Source organism: Actinokineospora iranica (assembly GCF_900101685.1).
Taxonomy (GTDB): Bacteria; Actinomycetota; Actinomycetes; order Mycobacteriales; family Pseudonocardiaceae; genus Actinokineospora; species Actinokineospora iranica.
On the sequence record NZ_FMZZ01000001.1, the window covers coordinates 675,112 to 686,884 of the forward strand.

An 11,773-nucleotide genomic window follows, 5' to 3' on the forward strand; every position below is an offset into this window, starting at 1 on the left:
CGTCCGGGGACTCGGGGTCCGCACCCCGAGTCCACCCGGAGAGGCACCCATGTCGTTCAATCCGCTGGAACACCGAGGAATCCCTCTGGACCGCCAGCTCCGCAACTGGCGTGAGCTGAACGTCGACCCGATCGACCCCGACCACGCCGACCCCTACACCCGCTGCCGGATCATCACCATGAACGGCATCGAGGTGGAGGCGCTGATGTTCAGCCACCAGTTCGCGCGCAACTGCGCGGACATGGACGTCAAGCGGCAGCTCGCCGAGGTCCGCTATCTCGAACAGCAGCAGCAGAAGGTCGTCAACTGGCTGCTGCCCGGCACCGTGTCGGCGCTGGAGACCACCATCGCCTACGAGCAGGTCGCGGTCGACCTGACCGCGTGGGTCGCGCGGATGGAGCCGGACCCCTACCTGACCCAGGCTTACCAGTTCGGCGTGCTCGAGGACTTCGACCACCTCTACCGGTACGCGAACCTCTACGAGATGATCCAGCACCGCAAGGCCGAGAAGATCGTCAACGGCCTCACCGAGGTGATCCCCGGCAGGCCGACCAAGTACCACCACCGCCACCCGGCCGACAACGTGCGCGCGCCGTACGACCGCACGACCACCGCGCCGATCTCGAAGCTGCACGCGCTGACGATCATGTCGGCCGAGCAGCAGACGATGAACTTCTACATGAACGTCGGCCCGCAGTACATGGAACCGATCGCCCGGCAGCTCTACCAGGAGATCGGGCTCATCGAGGAGGAGCACGTCACCCACTACGAGTCGCTGGTCGACCCCGGCGAGACCTGGTGGGAGCGGCTGGTGCTGCACGAGTACAACGAGTGCTACCTCTACCACTCCTTCATGCAGACCGAGTCCGACCGGCGGATCAAGGCCATCTGGGAGCTGCACCTGAACATGGAGCTTGAGCACCTGCGGGTCGCCTGCGACCTGCTGCGGACCCACGACGGGCGGGAACCGGAGGAGGTCACCGGGCCCGCGCTCCCGGAGCCGGTGACCTTCGAGCCCAACAAGGCCTACCTGCGCGAACTGCTCGACACCCAGATCGACCTGACCACCCTCGGCGAGGGCTACGTCCGCGACGCCCACGAGCGGTTCGAGCGGATGCAGGAAGCCCTCAACGGCGACGGGCCCCCGCCGAGCGAGACGGTGATCGATGAGCACCGGGAGCGGTTCGGCCAGGATTACCGGCTCTCGACCGAGGGCGAGCACCCCGTCGAGGAACTGCGGGCGCCCCAGCCCACCGGGACCACCGGCGGCCAGCGATGATCGAGACGACGACCGAGACGACGACCGGGCCGGACGTGGTCGAACTGCTGATCGGCCAGCACATGCGCATCCGCGACCTGTTCGCCCGCGTCGAGGAGAGCGAGGGCGCGCGACGGCGGGAGGCCTTCGCCGACCTCGTGCGGATGCTCGCCGTGCACGAGACGGCCGAGGAACTCGTCGTGCACCCCGCGGCGCGCGCCGCCATCGAGGGCGGCGACGACGTGGTGGACGACCGGCTGGCCGAGGAAAACCACGCCAAGCACCTGCTCAAGCGCCTCGATGACGCGGGCCCCGACGCGCCGGAGTTCCCCGACCTGCTGGAACTGCTGCGGGTCGCCGTCCTCGACCACGCCAGCCACGAGGAGCAGCACGAGTTCCGGTACCTGCGGCGCAATCTGTCCCCGGACCGGCTGGCCGCCCTCGCGGGAGCCGTCCGCGCCGCCGAGAAGTTCGCCCCGACGCACCCGCACCCGGGCGCCGAGTCCGCCACCGCGAATCTCGCCGCGGGCCCGGCCCTGGCGGTGTTCGACCGCGTCAAGGACGCCGTCCGCGCCGCGGTCGGCGATTCCGACCGCTGATCCCCGGCGGCCGCCACCTCCGGTCGACGAGGTGGCGGCCGCCGCGTCTGGTCACCGCGCCGCGGCCGCCCCGATCCCGGTCGGTGGCGAAAGGTTGCCCTGTCCCATGTGGACCGCAACGGCCGCGAACCCGCCCCGTCGTGACGGAACGGACAGCGCGGACCGGAGGTGTTGATCAATTCGAGTGATCATCTTCCCCGGAGGGGTGATATCACCGAGACACCCTCCCCCGACGGTCAGCGGTCCGTGCGTCGCCCAGGAAGTAGCGAAGACGCCTGCCGACGCGAAACCCGTTGCGGCACAAGGAGAAGTCCGGTCCGCCCGCCGATCTCCGCGCTCGCCGCGCCGGAGCATTCGCATGAAACACGCACCCGGCCGGGTGGATCCGGCCCGGCGTTCTTCCCTCGTCGGCGGTGAGCCAATTCGATGAGGGGCATGGACCAGATCGACCACCAAGCCACCGGCGGCACCATGAAGCGCCGTTCCCTCTTCGCCGCCGCCGGACTCGTCGCCGCGACGCCCGTGGTGACCCAGCTCGCCCTGCCCACGACCGCGTCCGCCATGGCGCCGGTCAAGCCGAGGTCCGACGAGGACCGGTGGCAGCGGTGCGTCGCGCTGGCCCGCGACCTGCTGCTGATCGGTCCTGGCAACGAGGACCTCAAGCTGGAGTACCTGCGCGTCCTGATCGATGAGGGGCTGCCCAAGACCACGCACCCGAAGCGGGTCCTGGTCGTCGGCGCGGGCATCACCGGCCTGGTCTCGGGAATGCTGCTCAAGCGCGCGGGCCACGACGTGACGATCCTGGAGGCCAACGCCAGCCGCATCGGCGGGCGGATCAAGACCTTCCGGCGCGGCCCGGAGTGGGCGGGCAAGCCCGACCCGTTCACCGACCCGGCCCAGTTCGCCGAGGCGGGCGCGATGCGCATCCCCGACTTCCACCCGCTGACGATGGCGCTGATCGACAAGCTGGGCCTGAAGCGGCGGCTGTTCTACAACGTCGACATCAAGCCGGGCACCGGTTCCCCCGGCAAGAGCCTGCCGCCGGTGGAGTACCGCTCGTTCACCGGGACCGTGTGGAAGCGCGGCGGCTCCGGCGAGGGCTTCGTGGCCCCCGAGGTCGCCAACCGGACCTGGATCAACACCAACGGCGAGCGGACGCGCCGGGCGGACTACTCCGTCGCGCCGCAGGACATCAACGCGGGCTTCGGGGTGTCCGACGAGGAGTTGAAGACCACCGCGGGCGCGCTGCTGGACAAGGTGCTCGACCCGGTCCGCGACTACTACTCCTACGTCGGCGCGGACGGGCAGCGCGTCAACAAGCCGGTCGGCGAGTGGATCGAGGGCTGGGCGCAGGTCATCTACGACCTCGACGGCTACTCGATGTCGGGCTACCTCAGCGAGTACGCCGGTCTCGGCGAGCGCGCGGTCGACCTGATCGGCACCCTGGAGAACCTCACCTCCCGGATGCCGCTGGCGTTCATGCACAGCTTCCTGACCCGCAGCCTGGTCGACGCGCGCGCCCGGTACTGGGAGATCGAGGGCGGCACCGCGATGCTGCCGTACGCGATGCTGCCGGAGATGGAGCGCGACATCCGGATGAACGAGCGGATGATCCGGATGGAGTACTGGGACCAGGAGCGGGACACCTCGGCTCTGGAGCACGTGAGCGCCAACGGCGACAAGGTCTGGGTCGAGACCACGACCGAGAACGGCACCGACGAGCTCTGCGCGGGCGAGACGGTCCAGAAGACCCGCTCGTTCACCGCCGACACCGCGATCGTGACCATCCCGTTCTCCGCGCTGCGGCACGTGCAGATCTCGCCGCTGATGTCCTACGTCAAGCGGCGCGCGATCATCGAGTTGCACTACGACTCGGCCACGAAGGTGCTGCTGGAGTTCAACCGGCGGTGGTGGGAGTTCACCGAGGACCAGTGGCGCGAGGAGCTGAACGCGATCAAGCCCGGCCTCTACGACCACTACCGGAAGCTGGACAAGACCGAGGCGACCACCGTGGTCGGCGGCGGCTCGGTGACCGACAACCCCAACCGGTTCACCTACTTCCCCTCGCACCCGGTGCCGGGAAGCCCCGGCGGGGTGGTGCTGGCCAGCTACAGCTGGGCCGACGACGCGTCCAAATGGGACGCCATGCACGACGACGAGCGCTACGCCTACGCCCTGCGCGGAATGCAGTCGGTGTTCGGCAAGCGCATCGAAGCGTTCTACACCCAGAAAGGCCAGACGCAGAGCTGGCTGCGCAACCGGTACGCCTTCGGTGAGGCCGCCGTGTTCACCCCCCGGCAACTCACCGAACTGCATCTCGACATCGGCACCCCTGAAGGACCGGTGCATTTCGCGGGCGAGCACACCTCCTTGAAACACGCCTGGATCGAGGGGTCGCTCGAATCCGCGGTACGCGTCGCGCTGGAGGTCAACTCCTAGCGCGGCGCGGTCGCCGGGGCCTCGCGAGTCCTTGTGGCGGCGGTTCGCCGCCGCCACAAGGACTCGCGGGCTGTTCGGACCGTTGTCCCGTTCTGCCCGTTGTTTTTTCCGACCGTTGTTCTTTCCGACCGTTGTTCTTTCCGACCGTTGTGCCGCGTTCTGGTCGTGTCAGCGTGTCGGTTCTCTGTGGTAGGGGTTTTCCACGACCCGCTTCCGGGTGGGCATCAGCCCGAACAGGCCCAGCAGCCCGAAGAGGCCGAGCCAGCCCCAACTGGTGTCGGAGTCGCGGTCCTGCGAGTCCTGTTCCTGGGCCGCCTGGACGGTTGAGGATTCCCCGGGCGGCACGGCTTCTGCCGTTGACGCGACGGCCAGTGGCAAGAAGACGGCCGTGACGATCGCGGCCACATGTTTTCGGGTCCCGTGGTTCATCGCGCACAACACCTTTCCGTCATCGCTGCGGGTGTCGTTGCCGGTGGTAGCACTGCGGGGGTGTTTTCCACACCCTGACCAGCAAGTACCCCGGCAAACCACGGGCACGCCCACGGCCACCCGTTCGGGTAACCGGCCCACTGTCACCAGGTGCTGTTGACCAGACCGGTGCCGAGGTAGACCTGGTCGAAGCCGTTGCCGTCGTTGTCGTCGGTGTAGGCCAGGGTGATCTGGCCCCACGGGTCCACCGCCACCGCGGGCTCGTCCTGCCGCCCGGCGGTGGTCGTGTGCACCCGCAGCCGCGGCAGCCTGCCGGTGACCGAGCCGTCCGGGTTGAGGCCCTGGGCGTGGACGTCGGCCGCCTCCGTCCAGTTGACGACGGCGAAGCGCTGGTCGTCGATGCCGACCTGGGGCACGGAACCGGGCACGACCGTCTCGGCCGCGCCGACGCCGGTCGCGGTGAACGAGCGGACGCCGATCTGCGGCACGCCGGTGTGGTCGGTCTCCCAGCCCACGACGAAGTCGCCGTTGGCGTTCGCGGCGACCGACGGCAGCCGCTGCTGGCCCGCGGCGGTCACGTTGGCGACGCCCTGGGCGAGCTTGACGCCGCCGGTCGGGGTGAGGATCTTGCGGGCCACGTTCGACACGCCGTTGGCGTCGCCGTCCTCGTCCCAGACCACGATCGCGTTGCCCGCCGCGCCCATCGCCACGTCCGGGGTCCGGTGCGTGCCGCCGGTGGCGTTCACCTGCGCCTCGTAGGTCTTGCTGGTGATCGAGGCGAACCCGGACACCCGCACGGTCGGCGCCGCGGCGCCCTGCTGGTCCTCGAACGCCACGGCGAACCCGGGGCCCTCCGGGTCGGCGGCCACGGCCGGGTTGAGCTGCTGCCCGGCCGAGTCGGCGTTCGCGGCGGCCGACCCGGTGACAGTGCCCGCGGCGTTCACCGCGCGGACGGCGATGTTGTAGAAGCCGTTGCCGTCCGGGTCCTCCGACCAGACCACGATCGCGCTGCCGTCCTCGCGCAGCGCCACGTCGGGCTGGACGTGGCGCCAGTTCCCGGTGCCAGCGGCCGACAGCTTCGTCTCGAACAGCGACGTGCCGTTCCGGTATAAGCGCAGGAAGACCTCACTGTGCACCGGGTCGGTGGGGGTCGTGGCGTCCCGGTCGTCCTCCCAGACCACGGCGGTGTAGCCGGTGCGGACGGCGGCGGTCGCGGCGTTGTCCTGGTCCCCGGTGGCGACGCTGTTCGCCGTGGTCCAGGTGATGTCCGCGGGCGTGGTCCCGCCCGCGTGGGCGGTGCCCGCGAACGCGACGGCTCCGGTGAGCGTCAGGGCGGTGATGATCAGATAGCTGCGCATGTCGTCTCTTCCCTCACGGCGCCTGCAGGCCGGGGCTGCCCGCCTGGATCACGTAGCTCCGCACGGTCTTGATCGGGTAGTCCCGCACGGTCACCCGGTCGAGGGCGCGGAAGTCCACGGTCATCTGGGTCGGCGTGGTGACCGTGCGGACGTAGCCGCGCTGGTTCTTGTAGAACTTGACGTGCGGGTTCAGGCTCGACAGGCCGGTCTCGGCCGCGTTTCCGTCGCCGCCGGAGGTGATCGACGTGGTGACCAGCTCGGTGCCGATGACCCGGTTCTGGGTGGTGTAGTCGGCCATGAGGTTGCTCGCCCAGGAGCGGTGCACGTCGCCGGTGAGCACGACGGTGCTGGTGTTGCCCTGCGCCTCCCAGCCCTGCTGGAGCCGACGCCGGTTCGCGGTGTAGCCGTCCCAGGAGTCCATGCTCTTGGCCCCGTCGGCGCTGGCGAGCTTCTGCGCGAAGAACACCTGCTGCCCGATCAGGTCCCAGGTGCCCAGGTGCCGGCCCATGCCGTTGAGCAGCCAGGACTCCTGCGCTGCCCCGGTCAGCGTGCGGGCCGGGTCGTCCGCGGCGGCGCAGACCTTCGTGCCGTCGCCGCAGGCCTGGTCGTCGCGGTACTGGCGGGTGTCGAGCATGTGCAGCGTGGCCAGGCTCCCCCACCGGAGCCTGCGGTAGAGCTGCATGTTCTCGTTGACCGGGGCCTGCGCGGCCCGCAGCGGCATGTGCTCGTAGTAGGCCTTGTACGCGGCGGCGCGGCGGGCCCGGAAGTCACCGGCGGGCGAGGTGTCGTTGCGGACCAGGTTGGCGTAGTTGTTCTCGACCTCGTGGTCGTCCCAGACAACCGCCCATGGCGCGATGGCGTGCGCGGCCTGCAGGTCGACGTCGCGCTTGTACAGCGCGTGCCGCACGCGGTAGTTCGCCAGCGTGCTGATCTCCGTGGACGGCACGTGCGAGCGCACCCCGGACGAGCCTGCGCCGCCTTCGTAGATGTAGTCGCCGAGGTGCAGGATCAGGTCGGGGCGCTCCTCGGCCATCCGCCGGTACGCGGTGAAGTACCCGGCCTCGTAGTGCGAGCAGGACGCGAACAGCATGGTCAGCGCCGGGCTCGTCCCGGTGGCGGGCGCGGTCAGCGCCCGGCCCACCTGCGAGATGTGGCCCGCGGCGCGGAACCGGTACCAGTACTCGCGCCCGGCTTGGAGCCCGGTCACCTCGACGTGCACGCTGTGCGCCGAGCCCTGTTCCGCGGTCACCGAGCCGGTGCGCGCCAACTGGGTGAAGTTCTGGTCGTCGGCCACCTGCCATTCCACGGTGACCGAGGCGCTGGACATGCCGCCGAGCCCGTCGGCGTTGAGCGGGCTCGGCGCCAGCCGGGTCCAGATCACGAAGCCGTCCGCGGCGGGCTCGCCGGACGCGACCCCCAGCGTGAACGGGTAGGCGATGGCGTGGGCCGTGCCTGAGCTGAGCAGGGTGGCGCCCGCTCCGGCGAGCCCACCGATCAGGAACGTCCGTCGTTGCAGTCGGGTCATGCGACCGTTCTTACGACCCGCCCACTAGGTGATCCAGACCCCACACGAACTGTTCACGCGATGTCTGCCCCGGTGAGCGCCACCGGACGAGAGCGCGCGGTTGACAGATCGGGAAACCGACGGCTCCGGCGAACCGCAGAGTCCACTGTGGACCATTCGGGCGCCTGGCATAGTCCCGGCCGGACTGGGTAGCCCGCAGCCGTGACGACGACCGACACCGCCGCCCCGCTGCGCCGCTTCGCCCGACACGTGAAGCGGGCGTACTCGGACGGGCACGACCGACCGCTGCTCGGATACTCCGCGGTGCTCGCCGCCTACACCGGCCTGGTCGGCCTGGCCGCCGTGATCGGCCGGGCACGCGGCGCCCGGCTGCCGGAGAGGTTCAGCGCGCAGGACACGATCCTGCTGTGCGCGGCGACGCACAAGGCCAGCAGGCTGCTGTCGAAGGAGGCGGTGACCAGCCCGCTGCGGGCCCCGTTCACCCGCTACGAGAAGGCCACCGGCGAGGCCGAGATCAACGAGGCCGCCCGGGGCAACGGCGCCCAGCACGCGGTCGGCGAACTGCTCACCTGCCCGTTCTGCCTCGGCGTCTGGGTGGCGACCGGGCTGACCGCGGGCCTGGTCTTCGCGCCCAGGGCGACCCGCCTGGTGACCACCGTGCTGACCGCGGTGGCGGCCTCCGACACGCTGCAACTCACCTACGACCGGGCCAAGCAACGACTCGCCTAGGTGGTTGCGACTGGTTCCGGTAGTCCGTGGGCGAAGTGCCATACGCGGCGCGGAAAGCGCGGGTGAAGACGCTGTGGCGGGTGAAACCCCAGCGGGCCGCGATGTCCTGGACCGCGACCGCGGCCAGCACCGGGTCGGCCAGGTCGCGGCGGGCGTTCTCCAGGCGCTCCCGGCGAATCCAGCCGCCGACCGTGCGGCCGTCCGCCTGGAACAGCCGGTGCAGGTAGCTGACCGAGATGTGGTGCGCGGCGGCGATCGCGCCCGGGGTCAGGCCGGGGTCGGCCAGGTGCTCCCGGATGAACGCCTCGACGCGCGGGACCAGGGCGTGCCCGTGCGCCTGCGGCGCGACGCCGAGATCGAGGGCCTCGGCGAACAGCGCTGAGACGAGGTCGGCCACCACCGTGCCCAGCCGGGGCCCGTCGCCCGCATGGCAGGCGGCGCGCTGCGCGTCGAGGTCGGTGAGGAACCCGGCCAGCAGCGCACCGATCCCCGCGCTCGCAGGCATCGGCCTGCCGATCACCCGCTCGACCTGCGCCTGGGGCACCGCCACCAGCGACTTGGGCACCCGCACCCCGACCGCGGCGAACGGCTTTCCCCCGGTGCGCAGCCGCACCACATGGGGCTGCGACGAGTCGCTGACGTGGAACTCCCCCGGGCCGAGGCTGGCCTCCCGGCTGGTCCAGGAGATGTCCGCCCGCCCGCTCAGCGGAAGCGAGAGCTGGTACACCTCCGGGTCGGCCCGCCTGATCAGCGCCGCCGTCCTGCGCGCGGTCATCGGCTGGTGCTCCTTGCCGAACACCACCAGCGACCCGAGCCGCAGATCCCGCTCCACCGCGAGGAAGTCGTCGGCGTGGTCGCTGCTCACCTCGGCGAGCATGATGGTGCGGGCCGCGTGGGCGCGCCAGTACTCAAACCGCTCGGCCGCGGGCACGTCGTCGGTGCGGAACTGGTTCTCGATCATCTCCGCCGAGAATACGGCCTCGGCCTGCCGACACCGTCAAGGCTGACGACAAGTCACCGGCAGGCCAGGTGGTCTTGCAGCCGCGCGTGCCGGAACTGGTAGACCGCGCCCGCCCTGCGCAGCACGCCGCGGCGGTAGGCGTCGTCGAGGAAGGCGCTCACCGCCCACGGAAGGCGGCCTGCCAGCGGCAGGCACAGGCGCGCGAAGACCAGCCACTGCCCCCACGCGGTCATGCTGAGCAGGTACCCGAGCCCGGCGACAAGCCCGCCGACCAGCCCGAGCACCACTCCGAACACCGGCGACCAGGAGAACTCCAGCCCGGCCAGCATCCCGCCCGGGAACAGCCACCGCAGCAGCAGCACCACCAGCCAGGTCACCAACGGCACGGCGAGCGCGAACGCGGGCCCGGCGACGGCGAGCTGGATCAGCACCGTCGTGCGGTTCGCGCGCAGCAGCTCGGTCGGGCCACCGGCGGACTTGACATCCAGCGGCGCCTCGCAGCGGGCGATGACCGCGGCCACCGCGCCAGCCGCGACGCCGAACACGAGCCCGAACACCACCCCGTCCACGGTCGCGCTCAGCAGGCCCTTGCCGTAGCCGAACGAGAGCTGGTGCGCGGCCTCGCGCGCCAGCCCGTAGCCAAAGCCGAGCAGGCCGCCGACGACGAACCCGATCCGGAACCGGGAGCCGACCCGGCCGGTCCGCGCGGGCCCGGCGCGGACCCGCAGGCGCACCCGCGACGGCTCCGGCCGCCCGGACCGGTTCGCCAGCCCGTAGGCGACCCCGAACGCCGACCCGACCACAGCGCCGAAGAGGGCGCCGAACAGCAGCGGGTACATCCCGGCCGCGGGCACGAGCAGCCCTTCCACTGCCAAGTCCACCAGCCCGAGGATCAGCCCGGCGGTGAGCGCGACGACGAGCATCCGGACCGGCAGCCGCAGCGAGGCGCCAAGCTGCCACCAGGCCAGGTCGTAGGTGCCCAGCCCGCGCAGGTGCCGGGCGAGGTGGCCCAGCCAGCGCTGCACGCGGTCGGGGTCGAAGCGCGCGTTCTCCGGCTGGTGCCGGTAGACCGTGGCGACGAAGTTGCCGAGCAGGTGCTCCTCCAGGGCCTCCCGGGTGGGGAACCGGTCGGTGTCCAGCAGCGTGGCCGGGTCGTGGTCGGGGGTGTCGCTGTAGACGGCGCGGGCGAGCCCGACCATCAGCGGCGTGGTCAGCGCCGCGGCGAGGTTGGCGCTCGCCCGCCGGTCCGGGCGGTCGCGAAGCTCGGTCAGGACCGGTTCCCACGCGGTGCCGCCGCCATCGCCCGCGCGTGTGGTGCGCGGCAGGTAGTCGGCCAGGTCGGCGGGGGTCAGGTCGACCAGCTCGACCCCGCAGGCCGCGGTCAGCACGTCGGTCCCGGCCACGGCGGCGGCGTACTCGTCAGGACGGCTGGTCAGCAGCAGCGGCAGCCGGGTGGCGTTGAGCGCCTCCAGCGCGGCGCGGTGCAGCCCGTCGGCGATCTCGTCGAACCCGTCCAGGACGGGCAGCACCCGGTCGGTCTCCACCAGCGCCGCGGCCAGTGTGGACCCGCCGGGACCGGGCGCGTCCAGGTCGGGGTGGTCCTGCCGCAGCCGCGCGATCAGCCAGTCCCGCAACGACGTCGTGGTCGGATTCCAGGAGCCAAGCCCGACCACGACCGGCACGGCGGCTCCGGGGGCGCGGGTCCGCAGCAGGTCCAGGACGAACCGCAGGGTCAGAATCGTCTTCCCGGACCCGGCCTGGCCGAGCACCACCAGCCGCCCGGACGGAATCCGCCGGTAGACCTCCACGATCTGGTCCAGGCAGCCAGTCAGGTCCAGCGGCTCGGCGGCGCCGTCGCGGGCGCGGCGGACGTTGGCCCAGGAGTCGGTCAGCGCGGCGGCCACCGGCCGCCACCGGACGGGCAGCGGGAACGGATCGTGGATCTGCCGCTGCTCCTCCTCCCGCTGCCAGCGGACGCGGACCGCGTGCGCCAGTTCGTCCGCCGCGTCGGCCAACCTGCGCTCGACCGCCGACCCGCCCGGCCGCGCCTCGGCGTCGGTCTTCTCGGCACCATCGCCCAGCCCGCGCCCCGACGCCTCGACCCACGCACCGTGCCTGTCTCGCCTCGACGTCCCAGATTCCCCACCGTGCCCCGATTCCTCGGTCGGCGCGTCCTGTCCTGGCACCTCGGCCAGAAGCGGGTCTTGTGCCACCGCCGCTTTCACCGGGCCGGAAGGCTTGCCGAAGCCCGCGGTGGCGAACAGCGCCACCCGCTCGTCCCCCGCAAGCCCCAGCGCGTCGGCGAGCCGCCGCACCGTGGCCACCCTCGGGTCGGCCCGCTCGCCGGTCTCCAGGCCCCGGACGGTGCGCACCCCGAGACCGGACCGGTCGGCCAGGTCCTCCTGGGTCAGCCCGGCCCGCAGCCGCAGACCGCGCACCATCGCGCCGAACTGGCTGGTCACGTCCTGCCTCTCG

At 71.4% G+C, this 11,773-nt stretch carries 9 protein-coding genes; 4 read left to right on the forward strand and 5 right to left on the reverse strand.

All coding sequences use genetic code 11. The features are described 5' to 3' along the window. Positions 1 to 49 precede the first annotated feature (49 nt). The 3 genes from BLS56_RS03060 (at position 50) to BLS56_RS03070 (ending at position 4,296) form a co-directional block, all read left to right on the forward strand. On the forward strand, positions 50 to 1,279 hold the full coding sequence (locus tag BLS56_RS03060) for a hypothetical protein (protein ID WP_091447947.1): 1,230 nt from the start codon (positions 50 to 52) through the stop codon (positions 1,277 to 1,279). Beyond that, a complete protein-coding gene (locus BLS56_RS03065; protein WP_091447949.1) occupies positions 1,276 to 1,857 on the forward strand; it encodes a hemerythrin domain-containing protein in 582 nt (193 codons plus the stop codon). The genes BLS56_RS03060 and BLS56_RS03065 overlap by 4 nt, the downstream gene beginning before the upstream one ends. Positions 1,858 to 2,292: 435 nt before the next feature. Further along, positions 2,293 to 4,296 (forward strand): FAD-dependent oxidoreductase, encoded by a 2,004-nt coding sequence (locus BLS56_RS03070; RefSeq protein ID WP_228771304.1) that lies wholly within the window; start codon positions 2,293 to 2,295, stop codon positions 4,294 to 4,296. Positions 4,297 to 4,464: 168 nt separating this feature from the next. Here BLS56_RS03070 and BLS56_RS03075 read toward each other — a convergent pair whose 3' ends face one another. From BLS56_RS03075 to BLS56_RS03085, 3 genes are all read right to left on the reverse strand, one after another. Beyond that, positions 4,465 to 4,725 carry a WGxxGxxG family protein gene (locus BLS56_RS03075; RefSeq protein ID WP_139190480.1) on the reverse strand — a complete coding sequence of 87 codons (261 nt, stop codon included), beginning with the start codon at positions 4,723 to 4,725 and terminating at the stop codon, positions 4,465 to 4,467. A gap of 143 nt (positions 4,726 to 4,868) precedes the next feature. Then, positions 4,869 to 6,083, reverse strand: a complete 1,215-nt coding sequence (locus tag BLS56_RS03080; protein ID WP_091447953.1) for a hypothetical protein — start codon at positions 6,081 to 6,083, stop codon at positions 4,869 to 4,871. A 13-nt stretch (positions 6,084 to 6,096) separates the two neighbouring features. Further along, entirely contained in the window at positions 6,097 to 7,608 is a 1,512-nt protein-coding gene (locus tag BLS56_RS03085; protein WP_091447954.1) for an alkaline phosphatase D family protein, read from the reverse strand. A gap of 201 nt (positions 7,609 to 7,809) precedes the next feature. Between BLS56_RS03085 and BLS56_RS03090 the strand changes: the two genes are divergently transcribed. After that, entirely contained in the window at positions 7,810 to 8,337 is a 528-nt protein-coding gene (locus tag BLS56_RS03090; protein WP_228771305.1) for a DUF1360 domain-containing protein, read from the forward strand. Here BLS56_RS03090 and BLS56_RS03095 read toward each other — a convergent pair. Continuing rightward, entirely contained in the window at positions 8,303 to 9,298 is a 996-nt protein-coding gene (locus tag BLS56_RS03095) for a helix-turn-helix domain-containing protein (protein WP_091447956.1), read from the reverse strand. The two genes, BLS56_RS03090 and BLS56_RS03095, sit on opposite strands and share 35 nt — an antisense overlap. 53 nt (positions 9,299 to 9,351) lie before the next feature. Next, positions 9,352 to 11,760: a helix-turn-helix domain-containing protein gene (locus tag BLS56_RS03100; RefSeq protein ID WP_091447958.1), complete on the reverse strand. Its 2,409-nt coding sequence runs from the start codon at positions 11,758 to 11,760 to the stop codon at positions 9,352 to 9,354. Between the last annotated feature and the right edge of the window lie 13 nt (positions 11,761 to 11,773).